This window comes from Paenibacillus sp. FSL L8-0158 (assembly GCF_038592965.1).
In the GTDB taxonomy this organism is placed as follows: Bacteria; Bacillota; Bacilli; order Paenibacillales; family Paenibacillaceae; genus Paenibacillus; species Paenibacillus polymyxa_D.
Map to the genome: position 1 here is coordinate 596445 of NZ_CP151949.1, position 23806 is coordinate 620250.

The 23806-nt window shown below is 47.9% G+C and carries 22 protein-coding genes; 16 read left to right on the forward strand and 6 right to left on the reverse strand.

Going from position 1 to position 23806, the window contains the following annotated elements; genetic code table 11:
- Nucleotides 1-38: 38 nt before the first annotated feature.
- The 8 genes from NSQ68_RS02670 (at nucleotide 39) to NSQ68_RS02705 (ending at nucleotide 9201) form a co-directional block, all read left to right on the forward strand.
- Nucleotides 39-3164: a DEAD/DEAH box helicase gene (locus tag NSQ68_RS02670; RefSeq protein WP_342427876.1), complete on the forward strand. Its 3126-nt coding sequence runs from the start codon at nucleotides 39-41 to the stop codon at nucleotides 3162-3164.
- A 20-nt stretch (nucleotides 3165-3184) separates the two neighbouring features.
- Nucleotides 3185-3910 (forward strand): phosphoribosylglycinamide synthetase, encoded by a 726-nt coding sequence (locus tag NSQ68_RS02675; RefSeq protein ID WP_342427877.1) that lies wholly within the window; start codon nucleotides 3185-3187, stop codon nucleotides 3908-3910.
- A 151-nt stretch (nucleotides 3911-4061) separates the two neighbouring features.
- A complete protein-coding gene (locus NSQ68_RS02680) occupies nucleotides 4062-4967 on the forward strand; it encodes a M15 family metallopeptidase (protein WP_342427878.1) in 906 nt (301 codons plus the stop codon).
- A gap of 90 nt (nucleotides 4968-5057) precedes the next feature.
- Nucleotides 5058-5615, forward strand: coding sequence for a hypothetical protein (locus NSQ68_RS02685; protein WP_342427879.1), 558 nt, complete (start codon nucleotides 5058-5060; stop codon nucleotides 5613-5615).
- Nucleotides 5615-5953: a hypothetical protein gene (locus NSQ68_RS02690; RefSeq protein ID WP_342429051.1), complete on the forward strand. Its 339-nt coding sequence runs from the start codon at nucleotides 5615-5617 to the stop codon at nucleotides 5951-5953. Before NSQ68_RS02685 ends, NSQ68_RS02690 begins: the two co-directional genes overlap by 1 nt.
- 1 nt (nucleotide 5954) lies before the next feature.
- Entirely contained in the window at nucleotides 5955-7397 is a 1443-nt protein-coding gene (locus NSQ68_RS02695) for a glutathionylspermidine synthase family protein (protein WP_342427880.1), read from the forward strand.
- Between the two features lie 84 nt (nucleotides 7398-7481).
- The gene (locus NSQ68_RS02700; RefSeq protein ID WP_342427881.1) at nucleotides 7482-7895 is read left to right on the forward strand and encodes a DUF350 domain-containing protein; all 414 of its coding nucleotides are present in this window, start codon (nucleotides 7482-7484) and stop codon (nucleotides 7893-7895) included.
- Nucleotides 7896-8124: 229 nt separating this feature from the next.
- Nucleotides 8125-9201 carry a Gfo/Idh/MocA family oxidoreductase gene (locus tag NSQ68_RS02705; RefSeq protein WP_342427882.1) on the forward strand — a complete coding sequence of 359 codons (1077 nt, stop codon included), beginning with the start codon at nucleotides 8125-8127 and terminating at the stop codon, nucleotides 9199-9201.
- A gap of 218 nt (nucleotides 9202-9419) precedes the next feature.
- Here NSQ68_RS02705 and NSQ68_RS02710 read toward each other — a convergent pair whose 3' ends face one another.
- Complete coding sequence (locus NSQ68_RS02710; protein WP_342427883.1) at nucleotides 9420-10889, reverse strand: MFS transporter; 1470 nt, start codon at nucleotides 10887-10889, stop codon at nucleotides 9420-9422.
- 164 nt (nucleotides 10890-11053) lie between these two features.
- Between NSQ68_RS02710 and NSQ68_RS02715 the strand changes: the two genes are divergently transcribed.
- Nucleotides 11054-11476 (forward strand): MarR family transcriptional regulator, encoded by a 423-nt coding sequence (locus NSQ68_RS02715; protein WP_307352053.1) that lies wholly within the window; start codon nucleotides 11054-11056, stop codon nucleotides 11474-11476.
- A gap of 94 nt (nucleotides 11477-11570) precedes the next feature.
- Here NSQ68_RS02715 and NSQ68_RS02720 read toward each other — a convergent pair whose 3' ends face one another.
- Nucleotides 11571-12149, reverse strand: a complete 579-nt coding sequence (locus NSQ68_RS02720) for a TetR/AcrR family transcriptional regulator (RefSeq protein WP_307352055.1) — start codon at nucleotides 12147-12149, stop codon at nucleotides 11571-11573.
- A gap of 188 nt (nucleotides 12150-12337) precedes the next feature.
- Here NSQ68_RS02720 and NSQ68_RS02725 point away from each other — a divergent pair, with 188 nt between their 5' ends.
- Nucleotides 12338-13561 carry an MFS transporter gene (locus tag NSQ68_RS02725; protein WP_342427884.1) on the forward strand — a complete coding sequence of 408 codons (1224 nt, stop codon included), beginning with the start codon at nucleotides 12338-12340 and terminating at the stop codon, nucleotides 13559-13561.
- A 17-nt stretch (nucleotides 13562-13578) separates the two neighbouring features.
- Here the strand turns inward: NSQ68_RS02725 and NSQ68_RS02730 are convergent, their stop codons facing one another.
- Both NSQ68_RS02730 and NSQ68_RS02735 read right to left on the reverse strand, forming a co-directional pair.
- Complete coding sequence (locus NSQ68_RS02730; protein ID WP_307352059.1) at nucleotides 13579-14007, reverse strand: DUF3995 domain-containing protein; 429 nt, start codon at nucleotides 14005-14007, stop codon at nucleotides 13579-13581.
- A 12-nt stretch (nucleotides 14008-14019) separates the two neighbouring features.
- Nucleotides 14020-14583, reverse strand: a complete 564-nt coding sequence (locus NSQ68_RS02735) for a TetR/AcrR family transcriptional regulator (RefSeq protein WP_342427885.1) — start codon at nucleotides 14581-14583, stop codon at nucleotides 14020-14022.
- A gap of 114 nt (nucleotides 14584-14697) precedes the next feature.
- On the opposite strand from NSQ68_RS02735, the gene NSQ68_RS02740 reads away from it, so the two are divergent.
- Both NSQ68_RS02740 and thrS read left to right on the forward strand, forming a co-directional pair.
- Complete coding sequence (locus tag NSQ68_RS02740; RefSeq protein ID WP_256715626.1) at nucleotides 14698-14832, forward strand: hypothetical protein; 135 nt, start codon at nucleotides 14698-14700, stop codon at nucleotides 14830-14832.
- 297 nt (nucleotides 14833-15129) lie between these two features.
- Nucleotides 15130-17043, forward strand: a complete 1914-nt coding sequence (thrS, locus tag NSQ68_RS02745) for a threonine--tRNA ligase (RefSeq protein ID WP_342427886.1) — start codon at nucleotides 15130-15132, stop codon at nucleotides 17041-17043.
- Nucleotides 17044-17205: 162 nt separating this feature from the next.
- Here the strand turns inward: thrS and NSQ68_RS02750 are convergent, their stop codons facing one another.
- Nucleotides 17206-18006: a GTP pyrophosphokinase family protein gene (locus NSQ68_RS02750; RefSeq protein WP_307352066.1), complete on the reverse strand. Its 801-nt coding sequence runs from the start codon at nucleotides 18004-18006 to the stop codon at nucleotides 17206-17208.
- A gap of 277 nt (nucleotides 18007-18283) precedes the next feature.
- On the opposite strand from NSQ68_RS02750, the gene NSQ68_RS02755 reads away from it, so the two are divergent.
- The 3 genes from NSQ68_RS02755 to NSQ68_RS02765 are packed head-to-tail and all read left to right on the forward strand — an operon-like array spanning nucleotide 18284 to nucleotide 20432.
- On the forward strand, nucleotides 18284-18745 hold the full coding sequence (locus NSQ68_RS02755) for an S-ribosylhomocysteine lyase (RefSeq protein ID WP_007428584.1): 462 nt from the start codon (nucleotides 18284-18286) through the stop codon (nucleotides 18743-18745).
- Between the two features lie 5 nt (nucleotides 18746-18750).
- Nucleotides 18751-19521: an SDR family NAD(P)-dependent oxidoreductase gene (locus NSQ68_RS02760; protein WP_342427887.1), complete on the forward strand. Its 771-nt coding sequence runs from the start codon at nucleotides 18751-18753 to the stop codon at nucleotides 19519-19521.
- 29 nt (nucleotides 19522-19550) lie between these two features.
- Entirely contained in the window at nucleotides 19551-20432 is an 882-nt protein-coding gene (locus NSQ68_RS02765) for a MetQ/NlpA family ABC transporter substrate-binding protein (protein WP_250273227.1), read from the forward strand.
- Nucleotides 20433-20472: 40 nt separating this feature from the next.
- Here the strand turns inward: NSQ68_RS02765 and NSQ68_RS02770 are convergent, their stop codons facing one another.
- Nucleotides 20473-21312 (reverse strand): AraC family transcriptional regulator, encoded by an 840-nt coding sequence (locus NSQ68_RS02770; protein ID WP_342427888.1) that lies wholly within the window; start codon nucleotides 21310-21312, stop codon nucleotides 20473-20475.
- A 241-nt stretch (nucleotides 21313-21553) separates the two neighbouring features.
- On the opposite strand from NSQ68_RS02770, the gene NSQ68_RS02775 reads away from it, so the two are divergent.
- The gene (locus NSQ68_RS02775; protein ID WP_342427889.1) at nucleotides 21554-23737 is read left to right on the forward strand and encodes an alpha-galactosidase; all 2184 of its coding nucleotides are present in this window, start codon (nucleotides 21554-21556) and stop codon (nucleotides 23735-23737) included.
- Nucleotides 23738-23806 lie beyond the last annotated feature (69 nt).

Genomic DNA, 23806 nt, shown 5'->3' on the forward strand with positions numbered 1-23806 from the left:
GAAGAGTAATAATTCAAAAGGCTGGACGGGAGACAGATATGAATCAACCGCTTTATGGAATATGGCTCGGAGATGTGTTTTTTTGCTTTTCTGGTGAGACGTCGGAACCACGTATCGATGCGTGGAGCAGTGTAATTCGCAGGCTGACGCTAAAGGGAGACCTTCGGCCGTTTCGGCAGGCTGCGTTGCGCCTTGCCGAGGTACGGATACCGAACACTGCTCGTGTGGAAACCGCGGGCAGAGGTGGCAAAAGACGTTCCATGCTGGGGCGTACATTGGAGGGTTTGGCGCTGGAACCGCGCGAGACGATGGCACTGCTGACCCGCATGGACGAGAAGGGCTGTGCGGCATCGGGCATTACGCTGGGCGAGGAAATGCAATATTGGCAAAAAGCCGCTTATTTTGCGCTAGAGCTGATGCAGCGGGGCGAAATTGCGCCATCGCTTACAGAGGCGCGTCCATCGGGACCGCGTCGTCGCGGTCCGGAAGCGGCTGTCGGGGTGTGGATTCCTCGACTGTGTCAAGAGGAGGACATACGCCGCTTTCATGAGCTGGCTGCTGCAATGCCGGCTGTTTGTATGGCGGCTCCGGCCGTGTTCGCGGGTAAGGAGCCTGAAACACGCGAGGATGCAGCCGGAATCGTGCTGTACTCCTTCCTGTGTGCGGTCATCCATGCGGAAACGACCGCGGTGCTGGCAGCCTCAGACCGTGAGCTGGGCCGATATCGCGCAGAGTATCGGCGCGGAGGATCGCCGCTGGCAGAGCTATGGTGGAACAGTCTGCTGACAGGTTCCCGCCCGGTGGCGATTCAGGGAACGCCCGCGGAGATGGAGGAGCTGGTACTCCAAGCGTCCTCTCTTAAGGGAAGCGCAATGCCTGTCACGGAACGGGAAGACAAGGAGCCGTTAGAAGGGCAACTGCGGTTGTGCCTTCGTTTGGAGCCTTCGCTGGAAGAGAGTGTGAAGGAATGGCGTATTACCTTTTGGGCAGAAAGCGATGCTGAGCCGGGGTTGCGACTGCCTGCTCTGGCACTGTGGGCGCATCCTGAACGTGATCTGGTTCGCGGCGGAATTGTATATCGTCAAGTGCAGGCGCAACTGCTAATGAGGCTCGGACAGGCTGCTGAAGCGGCACCTTTATTGCAAGAAGCGTTGAACCGCCCTTATCCCGAAGGGCTGACACTGGAGCCGGAGATGTTCTTCCGCTTCCTGACGGAAGCCGTTCCCGCATTACAAAAGAACGGTATCACCGTGCAAATGCCTTCGCGCTGGAGCCGGGAGGGTCGAAGACGTGCAGGCTTGCGGCTCAAAATGCGTTCGACAGAGCAGGGTGCCAAGCCGGATGGTGTGATTGCCGATACATCGTCTGTCGGCATTAACCGCATGATTTCATTTGATGCCGAGGCTGTGCTGGGTGATACAACTTTGACGATGGAGGAACTGGAAAGCATTGTCGCCGCTAATTTGCCGTATGTACGTCTCGGAGGGGAATGGATCGAGGTCGATCCCAAGGAAATTCGTCAGGTGCTGCGCTTTATCAAGCGCGGTGAGAACGGTGAGATGAGCTTGTCCGAATGGATGCATTTGGCTGCAGAAAATGAAAGTGCAGGCGAGGCCTCATGGAAAGGCTTGTCCATCTTTGGCGCGGAATCCGCCGGATTGCTTGCGTCTTTGGCTGAGGGCGGCGTACTCCGTTCGGTAGAGCCGCGGCCTGTACCGGAGACGCTGCACGGTGCATTACGACCCTATCAAGAACGCGGCTTTCAATGGCTGGCCGCGATGCGTGGATTAGGCTTTGGTGTCTGCCTTGCGGACGACATGGGGCTTGGTAAAACGATTCAGGTCATCACCTGCCTGCTCGACGGTGGCATCGGCGCAGATGATCAACGTCCGGCGTTGATCATCTGTCCGACGTCCTTGCTCGGCAACTGGCAGCGCGAGTTGAAGCGCTTTTCACCGGATTTGTCACTGTATATTCACCATGGCAACCAGCGACTCCACGGCGAGCTGTTTCAGGAAAGTGTACGTGAGTATGATATCGTCCTCACTACCTATCATTTGGCGGGCCGGGACGGCAGCGATTTATCTGCGGTATACTGGTCCTCCATCGTGTTGGATGAGGCGCAATATATAAAAAATGCACGAACAAAGCAAGCACAAAGCGTCATGAAGCTGTCTGCTCCACATCGGATTGCCATGACGGGTACCCCGGTAGAGAATCGGCTGAGCGAGCTGTGGTCTATTTTTCAATTCCTGAACCCAGGTTACCTCGGTACGGCGTCTTCATTCCGCCAACGGTACAGTCTGGCGGGAGAGGAGCGGGGGTCCGCGTTGCGTGAGCTTCATCGCCTCGTCTCCCCGTTCATGCTGCGTCGACTCAAAAGCGACCCAGATATACGCAAGGACTTGCCAGAGAAGCTGGAGTTGAAATCCTACTGTGTACTGACACCAGAGCAGGCCGGATTGTATCGGGGCGTGGTGGATCAATTATTGGGAACACTGGATGGGCAGATCGGTATGGCTCGCAAAGGGCTTGTTCTGTCTTCACTGACCAAGTTGAAGCAGATTTGTGACCATCCGGGTCTGATCATTCCGGGTCGGGCTGATAGTGGTAAAACGCAAAACTCGGGCAAAATGGAGCGACTGCTGGAATTGGTAGAGACGATTCGCGAGAACGGCGAATCGGCGCTGATATTTACCCAATATGTGTCGATGGGAGAATTGCTGGTCTCCCGTTTGGCCAAAATCTTCGGGGAAGAGCCGTATTTTCTACATGGAGGACTGGCGAAAACCAGACGGGATGAAATGGTTCACAACTTCCAGCAGGGAGAAGGGCCGAATATATTCGTACTTTCCCTGCGTGCAGGTGGCGTGGGCCTGAACCTGACACGTGCCAGCCATGTCATTCACTATGACCGCTGGTGGAATCCTGCAGTGGAAAATCAGGCGACAGACCGCGTATTCCGTATTGGTCAAAGCCGCAATGTACAAGTGCACAAGCTGATTTGTCAAGGTACACTGGAGGAGCGAATCGACGAGCTGATCGAGAGCAAAAAGGCACTTTCCGAGCAGGTTGTCGGCTCCGGTGAACATTGGCTCACCGAAATGTCTGATGATGAATTGCGCGGTTTGATTGCGTTGCAAAATGATGTATGGATTGAGTGAGCAGAGAAAGGATGAAGGCGATGACGAGGCCGCGAGTGAAGCTGAAAGTAACTGACGGTCACTGGACAGCGGTATTAGACGGAAATGGCTTGGAAGGCGAATCAACGGGTGTACCTTCCGCACATGCTGTCCAATGGACGGGCCCAGCGCCTGTACTAAACCCCGAACAGCGAAAGGCATGGCTGGAGCAGCTAAAAGCAGATCCTTTGGATATCTACCGCTTTTTGCAAGGGGAAACCTGTCTATCGCTGGATGAGATCGTTCAGCTAGCAGCTGAGACAGCCACTTCCAGCATGGAGGATGGCGTGGGTGTAGTCGACGATGTGAAGAAAGCTCTTCAGACCGGGATGGAAGCCGAGCCGCAGACCTGTCTGGAACTGATCGGAATGACGCGGGAAGAACTGCTGGAGTACGTATTCAGTGCTTGGGCCGGAGAGTTATCTCATGTGCAGGGGACATCCCCCGCGCTTGAGTCTACCTCGCGGCCGGAGGGCGGACGCAGCGGATCGGCAGCGATTAGCGAATGGATTGCAGAGTCAGCGGCAGAAGGAGCATTACATCGTCCCGGTGCAGGTTTTCATGCGATTGAGATTCATCTGCCGCAGAAGCTTGTTCTTAAGAAGGAAGCGGATATTACGGCTTTGCTGCCGGGTTTACCCCGTGCGGAAGAGGCATTGAAGCTCATACGTGAACGGGTAGCCGAGCGGGCCCGAGCTGCAATTCCGCAAAAACGTCATACTCCGTAACAATTCGGGTATATACTTCCTTTTTCGAGTCTATTCGCCTTCATCGAACGGGATAACGGCTTCGAAGAGTACCAAAAGTTCAGTTACAATGGGGAAACGGAAAAGTCACAGTAAGTCATGCATCAATTGCAATAATGGAGGAGATACCAGCATGAAACGACATATACAACAGACGCGAGCATCTAAGCGCTGGACCAAAGCGCTCATTCCAGGGCTGATCTTGCCAGGGCTATTACTGGCAGCCTGCCAGCAGGGAGGATCAGGTGGACAGGAAAGCGAGCCGTTGAAGTCATCTACAGCGGTACAGGAGAATGTACAGCCTTCCACCCAGCCGGATGCGGGCAATAGCAGCGCTAGCGCTGGACAAGCCTCTGCGGGTACAGAAAGTGGACAAGCCGACCCTGTGATGGCGTTGCGAAGCCAGAGTGCGCTGCAAGCCACGGTTAAGGAAGAGGATGGAACCGCGATTGTCACCAATGCGACTTCGGATACAGTCGTTGTGAACAAAAAGCGCAGCTTGCCTGTGGGCTATGTCCCAGACGACCTGGTGGAGCCGCAGGTGCCATTTTCCTTCGAGGGGCCGCACGAAAAGCGGCATTTGCGTAAGGAAGCGGCAGAGGCACTGGAGCAGTTGTTCGACGGTGCGGAAAAAGACGGCATTGAGCTGCGTGCGGTATCGGGATACCGTTCCTATAAGCGTCAGGTATCTATTTTCAACAACAATGTAAAGACAAAGGGGCAGGAATATGCCTCTAAAGTTAGTGCTGTACCGGGTACGAGCGAGCATCAGACAGGTTTGTCCATTGATGTATCCAGCCCAAGCGTAGGTAATGCGCTAGAGCAGTCCTTCGGAGCTTCCAAGGAAGGCGAATGGCTGGAAAAACATGCACCGGAATACGGATTTATTATTCGTTATATGAAGGGTAAGGAAGATGTGACCGGCTATGTGTACGAGCCTTGGCATATCCGTTATGTGGGAACAGACATTGCGGAGGATGTAACCAAGCAGGGGATGACGCTGGAAGAATATTTCGACGAGAACAATATCAAGCTGTAGCAGTGAAAACCAAGCCGTAATCCTAGGGATTGCGGCTTTTTGTCGTGTTTTTCTTCCAAATTGAACCTTTTCAAGGTAGAATCTCGTATAGTGAACGACGACAGAAGCGCTTTGATTTGTTGCAAACCTCATGACAGAAGCGTACAGGAAGGGAAGGGAATCATCATTTATTATTCATTAACGTATCGAGAATGGTCGGAAGACACTCAAAAGGAACTGCGTAGCCTGACACGGGAATCCGTATCGGGAGATGAGCTGTTTCTGCGCAAGCTTGTAGACGCTACGCGTCTCCATGACAAACTATGGTCGCATATCTCGAATGAAAGTGAGGAACATACGGATCATTCCGTCTATGTGACTGAATTTACAGGAGAACGTGCAAAGCCTTATGGTGCGTCCATCACAGACCTCGTGCTTGCCAGTGAGGGAGGTTACACTTCCACATACAGTGCAATGTACTGGATATGGCATGAACCTGCATTCCGTAGCATGGATCAGCGGGACGGTTCGGTATTTACCCTCGAGTTGGCCCAACGGCTATTAGATCACTATACAGTACTGGGTGGCAAAACATATGAATTTATATATTCGGTACTGGACCCTCAGCTGAAGAAGGTACATCTGTTTGTGAAGGAGGTCGATCTGTGATGGAGCATTCTTGGGAAAAAATAAAATCCAAGCCCGGCTCTCGTACACGGATGGCGGCCTTTGCCCTGATTTTGGCTGTCCCGGCCGCTCTGACGGGTTGCGGTGACGACGAGTATTATGACTGCGATGAGCTTCCTGTATCGGAGCAAACGGCGTGTCGGGATTCAGGCAGCAGCGGGTATTATTATGGCGGATCGACCTATTATAGTGGAGGCTCCTCATACCATAGCAGTCGTTCTTCTTCCAGCTCATACCGCAAAAGCTCATCCTCATCTTCCAGCTCACACAGTGGTTTTGGCAGCAGCGGATCACGCAGCGGCTTTTTTTCTGGGGGTTAAGATGAGCATGCGCACGATTCGGCAATTGCCTTATGAACATGACGAGCTTTTTAAGGGTGAAATCAGCCGTATGATTCCGTATCATCGCATGTACGGCAAGTCCTATTGCGTGCCGGCCTTAACAGTGTATCAGGAAAGCGAGCTGGCAGAGCTTCAGGCTGCTTCTGAGGCGGTACATCGTATTTACCGCAAGGTCCAGCAATTCATCCAGCGCTACATGCCGGATGAATACTTGGTGGAACGGTTGGGGATTCATCCGGGCTTGCTGCGTGCTGCACGAATGGAGGCCGAGCCGGATGGGATAACCCGCCAGGACTGGATTGTGGGGGAAGCGGGTATCAAGTGCATTGAGAATAACACCGATACCCCAACTGGGATTCCCGAGGTGGCTTATCTTGAGGGAAAGCTGCTAGAGGTACTGAGTAGGGGAGGAATGTCGGAGGATGACATTCCTCTACATGGACCGTCATCTGGAATGGATGAAGCGATTCAGTCTGCCTTGACGGATCTCATTCATTTTTATAGCCGTAAGGGATTAGGGACAAAGGTGTATTTCACTTGCTATGACTGGCACATCGAGGATCAGACAAATACCAAATATATTATGCATTTATGTGAACAAGCCGGGTTTGAAGTGGTTTATGCGCCTTTGGAAGAATTGGAGATTATCCCGAATGAAGGATTGTATCACCAGGGTGAGCAGATCTACATTCTCTATCGCCTGTATCCGCTGGAATATCTGATTGATGACCGGGAGGAGGATACGGGGCTTGAGGTGGGGCAGGCGCTAATGGATATGGTGGCAGACGGGAAAATAGGATTAATCAACCCGCCGCAGCATATCATTACCCAGAGCAAAGGGTTCACCGCAACCGTGTGGTCATTGTATGAGCGCAATGAGCAGACACCAGAGTTCTGTGGTTTTCGTTTGTTTGACGATCGCGAGCTGGAGGTGATACGAACCTACCTGCTGCCTACGTATTTTGAACCCTCGGTGTTTATACAAAATAAAGAGCCTTATGTGTCCAAAGGTATATGGGGTCGGGAGGGTAAAGGGACGCACTTGATTGAACATACCGAAGGCGAGGAGAGACTAGAAGGCGCCTTGGGAGAGGTTCAAAATGCGAAGACCGACCATCCTGATCTGCTTCACCAAGCTGATGCTCCACGAACGCCTGAGCAGGAGGAAGCCGCACATATTGCCGCTTATTATGAAGGACAGCCTAAGATTTATCAGCGGCTGTGGCCGATGCAGAGCGCAGAGGTACAGACCGAAGAAGGGCTATTTCACGGCTATGTGTTAACAGGCATATTTGTAATTGGGGGGCGTTTTGCGGGTGTTCTGCCGCGAATCGGTGAAAAGGTAACAGGCGATATGGCCTACTATTGCGCCGCCGCCGTTGCCACCGTACCTCCTAATCCGCCGTTGTATAAGCTGAATTAAAAAATATCAATATTCGAACATATCTGTTCATTTTAACAAGTGAAGATTTTGCAAAGTCCTGAAGTATCATAAGGAGGAAGAAAATTGGACTCTCATATCAGTTTGGGCAACGCACTGGGCAATGTAGGTATCGGCCTGCTTATCCTGTTTGCCATCTTAATCGTAGGTTATTATGTGTTCAGCTTACTGACACGTTATAACGATAATCAAGAAATCGCACGCGGCAATGAGGCGGCAGGCATCTATATGGGTGCAAAGCTGCTAGGTCTGTGTATCATCGTGGGGATGGTGTCGTACAGCAGTCATTCATGGCTCGATATGCTGGCCTGGTCGGCTGTGGGCATTGTAGTGCTGTGTCTGGTGTATGTGATTTTTGATCTGGTGACGCCGCGTACCAAGGTGTGCGAGGAAATTGCCAAAGGCAATGTGGCTCTGGCACAGCTGTTGCGCTCGATCATCGTCGGGGTGTCTTTTGTGGTAGGTACATTTTTGATGTAGTCGATATAGAGAAGGAATACCAAGGATCTGCAACACCGGACAACGGAGCTGCAGATCCCTTTTTTTATGGAACATTGTATTCACTTCCCGGTATCAGACTGTTGAATTGAGGGTTGCGACGATCACTTCCCCGTGGGGACTATTCTACAAAGCAACGGGTGATACTGCATAGCAAAAGGAATTTGCTACAGAGTTCAAACCAAACTGAAGAGAAGGGAGTTCTGAACATATGAGTACCACCACCTTCCCAACCAAACAAATTCGGATGGGTATCATTGGCCTGGGTCTTATCGCTGAATATCACATGAGATCACTGCACACCATCTCGGGGGTATCAATTGTGGCCGTTAGTGATGTGAATCCCAATCGCCTTCAAGCCATCGGAGAACAATTGCAACTGCCTGTTTCCAAGCGGTACGCCCATTATGAAGCATTAATCCGTGACCCAGAGGTAGATGCGATTCTGTCGCTAACACCCAATGATGTGCATTTTGACATTATTCGTATTGCGCTGGAAGAACACAAAGCTGTACTGGCAGAAAAACCATTGACACTCACATGGGAGGAAGCCGATCAGTTGAAAAAGCTATATACAGCGAATCCGGTGCCTTTGCTGGTTCACTATAAGCATCGCTACGGCGCGGCCTTCCAATATACCAAGCAATTGCTGGAGGAGCAAAAGCTGGGCGAAATCTATAACATTCAATTCCGTTATCTAATGGATGCATTTGCGCCGTATCGTCAGCATCCGTATACATGGCGTCACAATTTGGCCAAGGCTGGTTCTGGAGTAGTGGGGGATACAGCCTCACATATCATTGATCTGGCCCGTTTTCTGGTGGGTGAATTTAAAAGTGTCGCAGCGCTGCTACATACCATTACTCCCGAGCGGCTCGATCCGATCACGGGTCTGCCTGTAAAAGTGGATGTGGAAGATCTCGCTGCCTTTCATGGCATCGTAGGCGACAATACCGTGGGAACCTTTATCACTCATAAAAATGCCATCGGTATACGGCACGATATCGAAGTCGATATCTATGGAGAACTGGGTACGCTGCACGCCAGCCTCAATAACCCGGAAAGTATCCGCATCGTGCTGCGTGACCTGGAACACCCGGATGCCGAATACGAGACTTGGACTGTCCCTGCAATCTATAATCATACGGCCTATGAAGATTTTGTTGAGCTGGCAAGGGGAAAGTCTGTGGATCGTGCCCCCTTATTCGAGGACGGCTACAAAAACCAGTGGATACTTGAGAAAATACTGCAATCCTGGAAAGAGAACGGACGTTTAGTAAAAGTGTAGGGACCCGCAAGAGGGTTCCTTGGAAAGAGAGTAGCCATCTTGCGGTTTAACAATTCAATATATCTGCAAAGTCATCTTTTTCATCGTTTTGGCATCGCCACGCTTATAGGGCCTTCGCCTTCACACTCCTTCACCATCAATTTTGTTCCGCATTCATAGCAATATTTCATGTAAGCTCCACCCTTGTATCCCATTTTTAAAACTGTAAATGTTGGTCTTTATCCCTTTTCTTGCTGCGTTCTTGCCCGTCTAGCTCCGATCAGCCGCCAGCCTGTTAATAATGCCGCCACAAGACAGATGGACGCGGACGTCATAAAGACTACATGCATGCCTGCCAGAAAAATTTCTGGATGACCCTGAACCAAGCCGGTGACCCGATAACCAGCCTCTTTACTCATAATATAAAAGAGGATCGATGTGGCCAAAGTGATCCCCACAACCATACCGACGTTGCGAACCAGCGAATTGACGCTACCGGCTGAGCCGAGCTGTGTGCGGGGTACCGTGGACATAATCAGCGAGTTGTTCGGCGATTGGAATAAACCACTGCCAATGCCGAGCATGGCAATCCACAGACCCACGAGCGGGATGGAGCTGCCTGCATGCAGTTGGGCTAATCCAATCTGGGCAATAGCCATAACGACCAGCCCGGCGAATGTGAGCAGTTCAGACCCGATTTTATCGGAAAGCGCACCGCTGAGTGGGGCCACAATAACCATAGAGATGGGGAACAACATCAGCAGAAACCCGGCATGAAAAGGCGATAAGTTCAGCATATTCTGCGCATAAAAAGGCGAAATGATGTTAAAACAAAAATTAGCGACGAATACTAGAAAAGCACACAAAATACTGAGCGAAAATAACGGATTTTTGAATAGTGCGAGCTGTAACAGTGGCTGTGGACGGCGAAATTCCAATCGAATGAACATGGCAAAAGCAACTACAGCGACCACCAGCGAAGTAATAATACGTGTGTCTCCATACCCGACCTGCTGTCCAAGTAACAATCCGACGAACAAAGTGAGAATAAAAACGGCAAACACGAGGCTACCGGGAACGTCAATTTTATCTTTCACCTTGATCAAATCCTTCGGCAGAAGCTTCCAGCCAAGAAAGACAGCGACCAGCCCTATCGGTACATTAACCCAGAAAATATACTGCCAGCCCAGTGACGAGACAATAATACCGCCCAAGCTTGGTCCGGCGATACTGCCCAGAGAAACAAAAGTTCCGATGAGGCCCAGCGCTTTGCCCCGTTCATTGGAGGGGAAGACATCTGTCACAATCCCCTGGCTGTTCGCCATGGTCATGGACGCCCCAATCGCCTGAATGATACGGGAAATCAGCAGCATAGAGAGCGAAGAGCTAAGACCGCACAATAGGGAGCCAAGTATGAATATGATCGTGCCGATCTTGAATATTTTGATTTTACCGACGATATCCCCAAGCTTGCCGAAAAATAAAATAGCGGTACATATCGCCATTAAATAGGCGGTTGTCACCCATTCAATCTGTGCCACGGGTAATTGTAAAGTGCGAGACAACACAGGAAGAGCGATATTGACGATGCTTCCATCCAATGTGGACATAAACGTAAACAGATTCAAAACAATCAAAATCAGCCAACGTTTCTTCTGGACCTCGATATTCTCTTGATAGGTTGTAGCAGTTGTAGCAGTTGAACTCATTATTACACCTCGTTATCGTTGACAATTTCTATTTAGTTGCGAACGCAACTAAATGAACGGTTCTAGTGTACAGCAAATTAGTTGCGTGTGCAACGATATTGTTGTAAACTTTGCTTTGGTCCCAACTGGGGATATGTGATTTTCAAGCCAATGAGGTGTATTTTATGAGAAAAAAACCGATTGGAAAGCTAATTTCCCATTTGTACCGTCGTAATCAAAAAATATTGTCCAAAAAACTGACTCCTTACGGAATCGGCAGTGGAGGACAACACAGCTTTTTAAAGCTCATTTTGCAGCGGCCGGGCATTACACAAGAGCAGTTGACGAATGAACTTAAATTTGACAAGGCAACCACGGCACGCTCTGTGAAACAATTGGAGGAATCAGGCTACATTGAACGTAAAACGGACCCGAATGATCGTCGCTCCCAACTTGTATCTCCCACGGCCAAGGCGTTAGAGTTCGCTCCTGTCTTACAAGGGATATTGGACGAGCTCAATGCCGGTCTTGTCCACAATTTATCTGAAGAGGAAGAGGACCTTCTGATCGACCTGCTGCAAAAAATTAGTATAGGCCCTGAAGAATAAGCAAATCAGGAATTAGCCAGAGGATCGTGGCAGGTAAAAGAAAAAGCAGCCCTCACAGAGGATACTCCGTGAGGGCTGCTTGATGCCACGTCATTCAGTCCAAGCCAATTCCTTTGAACGCATTCATGACTAATTGTTGCACATAGGAATCGTCTAATGGATAACCGGTTACCAGCAATCGATAAAAAACGGGCCCATAAATGAGATCGATACATAATTCAATATCGAGATCTTCCTTCAATTCTCCGCGCTCCATTCCGCGCTCAATAAGAAGCCTGGCCTCAAGTCGCCGAGGGTGGAAATATCGGGTCCGGTATGCCTCTGACAATCCTGAATCAAGTTGCCCTTCGCCTATTAACTCCGTAATGATTTTACCCTCTCGACTTGTTAAGAACCGCACTAAATTCGTGGCATGAATGAGAATATCATCTAATACAGAGCCCGTGTCGGGCACGGGCAATCTTGCTATGGTGGCTGACAGGAAACCATCCATCACTACGGCAGCTTTGTTAGGCCACCATTTATAAATGGTGGCTTTGCTAACTTTCGCTCGCTCAGCAATTTTTTCTACTGTAACCGCCCCAAAGCCTTGCTCCAACAGTAAATCATAGGAAGCGTTAAGGATAGATTTTTGCGTCTCGACATTACGTGGACGTCCTCTTTTGCTCTGCACTGGAATGCTCACCTTCTTAATAGATATAAGTAAACACTAAAAATAAACTATACGTTCAGTATATCAAATACTATGTAGAATTAAAAAGTTGATTTTGCCTATTTACAAAACGAAACGTTCAGTATATTATTTAACTATCGAATTAATGAACTATACGTTTAGTATTTAAATTAATGAGGAGGATTATCATGCAAAGAGAACAACAAGCCTTAGAAAGTAACCGTATCTCAAATTGGATGATGTTTTTGTTAGCAGCCGCATGCGGCCTTATTGTTGCCAACCTGTACTATGCTCAAACCCTTGTAGGACCTATTCATATTGCTATGGGTCTTTCTTCTACAGCCGCGGGCTTCATTGTCACCTTGACTCAAATCGGCTATGTGGTGGGATTGCTATTTATCGTGCCGCTCAGCGACATTATTGAAAATCGACGGCTCATGGTCGTATCGCTAATCATTACAGTCTGTGCATTGGTTGTTGCCGCTTTTGCTACCAATGCCCCGTTGTTCCTGACCGCATCCTTGTTCATTGGAATTGGATCTGTGGTAGCCCAAATACTGGTGCCGTACGCCACCTATTTAGCATCCGAAGAGCAACGCGGCCGCGTTGTTGGGAATGTCATGAGCGGACTCTTGCTAGGCATTATGTTCGCACGGCCAGTAGCAAGCTTTATCACCAGCATCTGGGGGTGGCAAGCCGTATTTATTTTGTCAGCCATTGTCTTGACGCTGTTGACGATTCTGCTCTCGCGAGCTCTTCCAGAACGCAAGCCTGTGCCTACGGTATCTTACAGTAAATTGATTTTCTCATTAGGTACTCTTTTAAAACAAACGCCTGCATTGCGTCGCCGTGCCCTCTATCAAGCCTGCCTATTTGGTGCATTCAGCCTGTTTTGGACTGTTGTTCCTTTACGATTGGCGGATGATTTCGGAATGTCTCAACAAGGGATTGCATTGTTTGCTTTAGTAGGCGTAGGTGGTGCAGTAGCTGCTCCGATTGCTGGGAGATTGGCGGATAAAGGCTGGAGTAAAGTATTAACCGGGTTAGCTATGATCATTGCCGCCTTGTCTTTTTTGCTCATCTATCTTTTTCAAAGTCATTCGACGGCTGCACTCGTACTTCTCTTTATTTCAGCGATTACACTGGATATGGCTGTATCGGGAAATCTTGTACTTGGACAGCGTGTGATTTACTCCTTGGGAAGTGAAGCGAGAGGGCGTTTGAATGGATTATTCATGTCTATTTTTTTCATAGGCGGAGCAATTGGATCATCATTAGGTGGTTGGTCGTATGCGTTAGGAGGTTGGAATTTCAGTGCTCTGATTGGAGTCGTCCTGCCTGTGCTGGCTTTGCTGTACTTTTTCACTGAGAAAGAAACGAGTGGAGACGTGCGAAAGAAACAAACCACCTGATAGAGGTCAGCTTTAAGCTATGCCGTACGCAAAAACATAATGATTAAAATGGCTGTTCCCAAGAGAAAACAAAGGGGCGAGTAGAGCATAGTGTCCCACTTTGCAAAAACAGTTCCTTTCTTTCTCTTGCAGAACCCTACCCATTTGAAATCTCCTATAGAACGTAAAATAAATAAGCTCGACAACACCCCCGCACCGTAGGAATAGAAGGAGTGGAAAAACAGAGATGGTGCAACTCCACCTAGTTCTAGTACGAACCAAGCGGCTAAAGCTAGTAAAATGGCAACAATCGATGTCCCTATTTTGGAGGGTTTAAAGAGCAAATCCGTTCCCGTGCTTGGGATCGCTGCCTTAGCGCCTTTTTGTCCGCCAAATACCCAATATAGATGCATACCGCTCAGTACCCATAGAATTCCGCCAACTGCCCATGTAAGTAACTCCAACATCTTACATCCTCCTTAATTGGATTCATTCGAAATCCATTCTGTCCAAATCATTTGAATATGCTGCTGGATGGCCTCGTCACTTAATGTCTCTTGCTTGTGCCTCTCATACCAACCTAAGTAGTAATGGTACAACATCCATGATCTCTGAAAGGCTTTTTCTGGCTGCATTCCCTTCTGTATTAAAAGCTCTTTCATAAACTCCATTCTCATCTGTTCAACTTCATTGAGCAAGGAACGGTAACTATCATCCTTCAATGACAGTTTTCGCAGATAAAACAAAAAATCGCCTCGTTTCGTCTTCCCGAACATCTGGGTTAACAACTCTCTGATCCGCTCATCTGCGGCAGCATGGATGATGGATGCTGCAATAACCTGTTGTGTCGTCTGTTCCTTCCATGTCTCCACAATCTGTCTAATGTAGCTGCTGCGATTGTTAAAATACCAATAAAAACTACTCTTACTGCACCCTAAAGCAACGGCCATTTTTTCAACTACGAGTTGATCAATTCCGCCCTGCTCAAAACGTTCAATTCCTTTCTGAATCCATTGTTCTTCTGTGACAATAATTTTTGGCATCTCTCCCACCACCTTTCTGTACGGTGTCGTCTAGATGAGCATTATAATACAGTGTTTTAGAGCTGTGTAAATATGGGCACATGAGCTCCCTTAGCCAGCTGATGCATAGGAGGCATGAACTTACATAAACGTCCACTTGAAATACCTGCGAATTTGATCTATAATGCTGTAGCATATAGTGATATTCAAGGCATTGACCAAAGACATGATTTCCTTGAAGGGCCGTTCAGAGAGAAAAGACGAGGCTGAGAGCTTTTCCGGCAACCGCATGTGAAGTTACCCCTTTGTAGCCGTGACGTTGAACATGTAGCTGTGCAATCTGGCAGTGACATCAGTAAGCGCCTACCGCTTTATCCCCGTTAACGGATACCAATGGAGGGTCACGCATGTGTGCATGAGCATGTTCCGATGAACATGATGTACGCACAGGAGCGGGCCGAACTAGGGTGGAACCACGAGCTGAACGCACTCGTCCCTTGAGGGAGAGAGGCGTTTTTTTGCGTTCAATTTTGATATAGCACACAATTTGAAATGGAGGCTTTAATCGTGAGTATTCAAGTAAAATTGCCGGATGGAGCCGTACGCGAGTACGAGCAGGGCGTAACGATCGCCGACGTGGCGGGTTCGATCAGCTCCGGGCTGAAAAAGAACGCAGTAGCAGGTAAAGTGAACGGGAAGGCTGTAGACCTGAACACCGTTTTGGACCAGAACGTTGACCTTGAAATCATTACGCTGGACGGTGCAGACGGTCTGGAAATTTATCGCCACAGTACAGCGCATTTGCTCGCTCAGGCGCTCAAACGCATTTACGGCGAGAAGAACGTGAAGCTGGGTATCGGTCCAGTTATCGACAGCGGCTTCTACTATGACATTGACATCGAAAACCCATTGTCCGTTGACGACCTGGCCAAGATCGAGAAGGAAATGACGAAGATCGCACAGGAAAATCTGCCGATTACACGTCGTGTGGTCAGCCGCGAGGAAGCCACTCGTATTTTTGGAGAGTTGGAAGATCCCCTGAAGCTGGAACTGATTCGTGATTTGCCGGAAGAAGCGGAAATTACAATTTATGATCAAGGCGAATTTTTTGACCTGTGTCGTGGCCCGCATTTGCCATCTACTGGCCGCATCAAAGCTTTTAAACTGTTGAGTGTAGCGGGCGCATACTGGAGAGGCGATTCCAACAACAAAATGCTGCAACGTATCTACGGAACAGCATTCCCGAAAAAAGCACAACTGGATGAACATCTGCATTTGCTGGAGGAAGCGAAAAAACGCGACCATCGCAAGCTGGGTAAAGAGCTGGAACTGTTCATGTTCTCCGAAGAAGCACCGGGTATGCCGTTCTACCTGCCTAAAGGTATGGTTGTCCGCACTGCATTGGAAGATTACTCCCGTGACATTCAACGTCTGCATGGCTATGAGGAAGTACGTACACCGCTGATGATGAACAACCGTCTGTGGGAACAATCGGGACACTATGAGCATTACAAGGAAAACATGTACTTCTCCGAAGTGGATGAAACTACATTTGCTCTGAAACCGATGAACTGCCCAGGGCATATGCTTGTGTTTAAAAATGAGCTTCACTCCTACCGCGATCTGCCAATTCGTATAGCCGAATTTGGACAAGTGCATCGCCATGAGCTGTCCGGCGCCTTGAACGGTATGATGCGTGTTCGTACATTCTGTCAGGATGATGCGCATATTTTCGTCACACCAGGTCAGATTGAACAAGAGATTTCAGACGTAATTAAGCTGATTAACGAAATGTATAGTGTGTTTGGCTTTGACTTCACAGTGGAATTGTCCACACGTCCAGATGACTTTATGGGCGAGCCAGCACTGTGGGATCAAGCGGAACAAGCTCTGCAAAACGTGCTGGATCACCTGGGCATCAACTACCGTATTAATGCGGGAGATGGAGCATTTTACGGTCCGAAAATTGACTTCCACATTCTCGATGCGCTCAAACGCAGCTGGCAATGCGGAACGATCCAATTGGACTTCCAAATGCCTGAAAAATTCGACCTCACTTATGTGGGCGAGGACAACCAAAAGCACCGTCCAGTCGTTATTCACCGTGCCATCTACGGTTCGATTGACCGCTTCATGGGCATCCTGACTGAGCATTTTACAGGCGCATTCCCATTGTGGTTGGCTCCTGTTCATGCGAAGCTGTTGCCAGTATCCGAGAACTATGTCGAGACTGCTAATGAGATACAGGATGCGTTGCTGAAAGCAGGTCTGCGTGTCGAAGTGGATACTCGCAATGAGAAGCTTGGTTATAAAATCCGCGAGGCGCAATTGGAGAAGGTTCCATATATGTTCGTTATCGGGGAAAATGAAAAAACAACCGGTACTGTAGCGGTTCGTAAACGCGGCGAAGGCGATCTGGGATCACTCAGCATTGCGGACATCGTTGAGAAAATCAGCACAGAAATCCGTGAGAAGCAATAATATTTGATCGAAAAAAAATGTGTAAAAGAGCCATCAAAACCACGATGAACGTGGTTTTGATGGCTCTTTATTTATACCCAATACATCAGAATTCAGTTTAAGACTGAACCAACGTTTTTGCAGCCTCGGGCTGAATTCTTAAGTTATCTTGTACACAAAAACTTAGCAGGTTTGTGGCCGTGAAGTAGCGTGATCTGCAGGGAGGGAGAGTGTCTTCATGGACGACTCTTCGGATTGTTTCGCCGGGGATTCTTCCGCATCCTGTTCCTCGCTAAGCGATAAAATTTCGCCGCGCAACTTCAGCATTTTCTGATCCAGCTCGTAGGTTGCACGTGCGGCTTCGGTCAATCCATTAACGACATGTTCAGGCACTTTCTTATCGAACTTGTAGTACAAAATATGCTCCATACTGGCCCAGAAATCCATAGCCAATGTGCGCAATTGAATTTCAACCTTGATCCAGCGTGTGCCCTCAAACAGGATCAACGGAATTTCCACAATGACATGCAGGCTCTGGTAGCCGTTGGGCTTAGGATGAGCTATATAGTCCTTGACCTCCAGTATACGAATGTCTTCCCGTGTGTGTAGATGATCCATCAGACGATAAATATCTTTCACAAAAGCGCATACCACGCGCATCCCAGCGATATCATGAATTTCACGCAATATATTGTCCAAGGTGACTTCATGCCCTTTGCGCCGAACCTTTTCCACGATGCTGTGGGGCTCTTTGATCCGGGTTTTAATATGCTCAATCGGGCTAAAACCGTCTAACAGCTTCCATTCCGTCTGGATCAGCTTAATTTTATTTTTTAATTCTTCCAGAGCCAGCTGATAAAGGACGGGAATCTTTCTCCACTCCTCTAGTTGCTTGGCGTCAACACTGTTTTGATCCAGCTGTAGCTGAAATTCCTGCAAGGGTAATGGGACAGCATTCAGGTGCTTCCAATCCGGTTCATTCACAGAGCATTCTCCTAAATGAGGCTTATGATGTCCTCGATCTTTTTCGTAAAAATGCATTATCGTATACATTGTACACTATGTCAAAACCTACAGGCAAAGGAGAGACGGACAAAGAAAAAAAGAAATACGACAAGAATTATAGTGGTAAAACCGAGTAATCCGATGTATAATTACAAAAATGCTGATTTGGAGCATTTAATTCTTTTAAAAAAACCACAAATGTAGAGTATCCATCATTAGATTGAAAATATAAATTACAGAAAAGAGGAAAAGAAAAATGGCAAAAGTAGAAAGTTTTCAACTAGATCACACGATTGTAAAGGCTCCTTATGTAAGAGCAGCGGGAGTAGAGCATGATGAGAAAGGAAGTACAGTACAAAAGTATGACTTGAGATTTTTGCAACCCAATGAAGATGCACTTCCGACAGCAGCTGTACATACGCTGGAGCACTTATTAGCGACGTACCTGAGAGACGAAATCAAAGGAATTATTGATATTTCTCCAATGGGATGCAGAACAGGATTCTACCTGATCTTATGGAATGAACATGAGCCTGAGGAAATTGCACTCGCTTTGGAAAAAACCTTGAAAAGAATTCTGGAAACGACAGAGGTTCCGGCTGTTACTGCTTTGGAATGCGGGAACTACAAGGACCACTCCCTTTTCTCTGCGCAGGAATATGTGAAGATTGTGCTGGAGGCTGGCATTAGCCGCGATCCTTTCGAAAGAGTATTTTAAAATCTATGATTTCGATTGACCTATCTCATCAGACAGCGGTAGTGACAGGCGGTAAGTCAGGCATAGGCAAGGGAATTGTAGAGCTTTTCGTTCAAAGCGGAGCTAAAGTGATTTCTGCTGATATCTCTTATGAAGAGCCTTATAGAGTGGTCAATCCACAGTTGGTTGAAACTCAATTGGACATATCCAAACCGGATGATATCGAAAGATGGTGCGATTTACTAATCAGCGAAGCGGGAGTTCCTGATATATTGGTGAACTGCGCGGGTACTTCTACGATGGATTATGTCATTGATAGTGAGTTAGCTGATTGGGAGAAAGTATTTTCGATCAATTCAACCGGATTATATGTAACGTCCAAACGTTTTGCCAAAGAAATGGTGGCCGCTCGTAAAACAGGACGAATTATTCAAATAGCTTCGCAGGCTGGAAAAAATGGATATCGGGCGATGGGCGGATATTGTGCTTCCAAACATGCGGTTCTCGGCTTGACCAAGGTGATGGCCATTGAGCTTGCTCCGCATCAAATTTTGGTGAATGCGGTTTGTCCAGGTATCGTAGAAACGCCGATGAAGCATCGCGAACGGATTGAAGGGGGCGTCATTCGCGGAATGACTGCTCAAGAAATATACGAAGAAGATTGTTCACAGGTCCCTTTGGGGAGAACGGCTGAGGTGGAGGATGTTGCCAATGTGGTGCTGTTTCTGGCAAGTCCGCTCTCTGCATATATGACAGGACAAGCGATTAATGTTACAGGTGGAATGACGATGCACTAGCATACTAGCATGATCTGGGGGAAAACAACATGAGAAAATCGTTCGTTTTACTATTAGGGATTAGTTTATTATTGGTTGCCGCAGGATGCGGTAATAAAAGTTCAGACAGCAATGGCTCCAGCGCCGCTTCCGGTTCGGAAACGCAAAAAGTAGTCATCGGCTCCATGGGCTCTGACGCCCAGATATGGAAGCATATTGCCCAGTCCCAGGCCGCCAAGGATGCCAAGCTGGACATTGAAGTGAAAGAAATTAACGGCGGAATCGAAACGAACAATGCGACCAAAGAAGGCGAAGTGGACGTGAATGCATTCCAATCGTGGGCGTACCTGGTTAGCTATAACAAAGAGAGCAAAGCCGATCTGAAGGCGATAGCCACAACCTATCTGGAGCCTATGGGGATTTATTCGCAAAAATTCAAAAGTATCGATGAAGTGACCGACGGAGCTCTGGTAGCTTTGGCAGATAATCCGGCCAATACGGCAAGAGGCTTAAAGTTATTGGAAGCCTCCGGTTTGATTAAGCTTAAGGCTGACTTTAATGATGCCTTGGGTACAGTCAATGATATTACTAGCAATCCTAAAAACCTGAAATTTGAACTCATTGATGACAAAACAGGCCCACGAGTGATTCAAGATGTAGGCTTGGTGCTGATTGGGAATACGATTGCTTTAGAAGGGGGCCTGAATGTACTAAAAGATTCCTTGTTCCATGAGGAAATCAGTCAGGCAACCAAAAATAATATTAACGTTCTGGTGACTTCATCTGATAAGGCGAATGACAAAGGGCTGCAAAAGTTAGCGGATCTCTATCATAACGAGGATACCCAAAAATACATTAAAGATGAATTTGGTGGCACCAAAGTAGAGGTTAAAGAGCCGGTTTCTTATTTGGAAGGACAAACTACAAAATAAACTTATGAGGTCAGCCAGTTTTTCGGGTTGACCTCTTTTGTTAGTAGTCGGCTTGAGTTTGAGCATGGGTTTCGGTTCGATAGTGTTTGGGGGAGAATCCCTTTACCTTTTTAAAAATTTTTGAGAAGAGTAAAGGGTCATTATAGCCGACCGAACGGGAAATATCACCGATCGAAAGTTCAGCGTTTCTCATCAATTCACATGCTTTGTTGATCCTATAGCGAACCAAATAATCCTGAATGCTTGTGTTCACTTGTTGTTTGAATAACGAACATAAATAGCTTCGATTGAGTCCGATAAAATTTGCAATGTGCTCAATGGTAATCTTCTGAGCATAATTCATTTCGATAAAATCCTTCACTTTTTCCACGTAAATTTCCGCCCGGCTTTCCTTTTGTTCAGGAGGTGTTACCGGACCGAACTCTATAAGCTCCGATAACATTAAGCAAAGCAGACCGGTCAGTCTGGTTTCCCGAGCTTTATGGCACCCACTTGATTCGTTCATTCGCTGCAAATACTGATAAATCAAATGGTCTCCTTCAAAGTAGAGGATTGGATGCGTCATCGTTAGGCCTGCTTGCTTGAGGAGCGTTTCTGCCAGTGCCCCGTTAAAACCAAACCAGCAATAAGACCAAGGATTCACTTCATCGGCTTGATAATAAGTGATGACCTGGGGGCAGATCAGAAACCACTGACCTTTCCGCAAGCGATAACTGGACCCACCGACCTCGAAGGTACCTTCTCCGTCCAAAATATAATGGACCAGATAGTGATCTCTTATCGCAGGTCCAAAAAAGTGCCCTGATATACATTTCTCTATGCCAAACTGAGTTAGATACAATTCAGAGTGCTGCTTACTGCGTGGCAAATATTCTATCACGGCAAATCTCCTTATGTAAATTATCAAGCATTATAACATGAATAGTGAGTATCATGCCATGTACTTCATATCTTAGTTTAATATATCATTTCTGTAGACCCTATTGCGATAATATGAGGAGCTTATCAAGCTTTACACCATGTGTACTTAGTAGATGGCTTTTACAAAAAGGTTCTTCTATGCACCTTTTTAGGTGCGGATTACCGAGGGGGATTATCTAGAGGGAGGGGTTATTTTTCCAATGGGTATCATTGTTCAAGAGCAAACGGGGCTGTTTCATCTGCAGTCATCGGACATGAGTTATATTATTCAGATTGTGGATGGATTTCCTGTACATGTATATTGGGGGGGCAGGCTGAAGCACCGTGAATCAATGGCCGATCTATTGCTTCACACTCCTGCGACGGCTGGATTGGATCGGTTGCCGCAAGAATACCCGCAGTATGGGAGCGGAGACTTCCGTAACCCTGCGTATCAAGTAGAACTTGAGGATGGAACTCGTATCACGGAGTTAAAATACGATAGTTACCGGATCATGAAGGGAAAGCCATCATTAACCGGGCTTCCGGCCGTATATATCGAGAATGAAGACGAAGCGGATACGTTGGAACTGGAGTTAAAAGATGACTTTTCAGGCCTTAAAGTGGTTCTTCTTTACACCGTCTTCGCAGATCGAAACGTAATCGCTCGTTCGGCTCGTTTGAGTAATGCGGGAGAAAAGAATCTTCGACTTCTCCGTGCTCTAAGTGCTTGTGTCGATTTTTCGGGTAAAAGCGATTTAGAGTTCATGTATCTTTCGGGAGCATGGGGTCGGGAGGGAAATATTACCCGCAAACCGATTCTTCAAGGTGAAACCCGAATTGATAGTAAAAGGGGCATGAGCAGCCATCAACTCAATCCTTTTACAGCATTGGTCACTCGGGAGACAACGGAATGCTATGGTGAGGCATTCGGCTTTAGCCTCGTCTACAGCGGGGGCTTTGAGGCGGGAGCGGAAATAGATGCATTTGGCTCTACACGGTTTAGCATCGGCGTGAACTCCTTTGACTTTTCGTGGTTACTGAGCCCAGAGGAGAGTTTCCAAACGCCAGAAGTAGTTATGGTTTACTCCGGTCAGGGACTGGGAGATATGTCGCGGACGTATCATCGCTTGTATCGGACCCGACTTTGCCGAGGGAAATATCGGGACGAAGAACGACCTATTCTGGTCAATAACTGGGAAGCTACCTATTTTGACTTCAATGCAGATAAGTTGGTATCGATAGCGAAAGAGGGGGCTGAGCTAGGCATCGAACTATTTGTCTTAGATGACGGTTGGTTCGGAAAACGGGATTCCGACAATTCGTCTCTCGGCGATTGGTACGAGGATCGTCGGAAGCTGCCAGACGGACTTGCGGATGTCGCGAACCGTATCAATCGGCTGGGGCTTAAATTCGGGCTTTGGTTTGAGCCAGAGATGATCTCTCCAGACAGCGAGTTGTACCGGAAGCATCCGGACTGGTGTCTTCACGTTCCGGGACGGAGGCGCAGCGAAGCCAGATGGCAGCTGGTGTTGGACTATACTCGCAAGGAAGTGCGCGATTTCATCTACGATTCGCTTTCGGCCATTTTCTCCAGCGTGCCAGTCTCTTATGTGAAATGGGATATGAACCGCTGTCTGACGGAAATCGGTTCCGCTGCTCTGCCGCCGGAACGACAATCCGAGACTGCTCATCGCTATGTTCTTGGATTGTATGAGCTGTTGGAGCGCATCACCACCGAATTTCCACATATTCTTTTCGAGAGCTGTTCAAGTGGCGGAGGACGCTTTGATCCAGGAATGCTTTACTACATGCCTCAAGTCTGGACTAGTGATAATACCGATGCGGTGGAACGCCTGAAGATTCAATATGGAACTAGCCTTGTCTATCCTGTAAGCGCAATCGGAGCGCATGTGTCGGCAGTTCCGAACCATCAAGTTGGACGGATAACGCCCCTTGATTTCCGAGGTGATGTCGCCATGTCCGGAAATTTCGGATATGAGCTTGATCTTACGAAATTCACCGATGAGGAAAAAGAGACGGTCAAGCGCCAAGTCACAGCTTACAAGCAGATTCGTGGTTTAGTACAGAAGGGCGACTTGTATCGCCTAAAGAGTCCATTTGAAAATAACGAGTCGGCTTGGATGTTTGTCTCCGAAGACAAAGAGGATGCCATCGTCTACTATTTTCAAGTGATGTCTGTTCCGAACGCACCCTTACGAGTCCTGCGTCTTGACGGACTAAATCCAGAACTCGAATACGAAGTTCAGTTAGGAAATAGCGGAGAAAAGTCTATCAATGGGGGGGATAGGCTTATGAAGTTGGGGCTCCCTCTTATCTACAGACAGAAAGACTATGAAAGTGGATGGTTCAGGCTCCGGGCAATAAGGTCCGGCAAGGCTTAAAGGATCAGTACAACAGTAAACTGCCAAAAGAGAAAAAACAATTGATTAAGTGATGCCCCTTTTTGTATG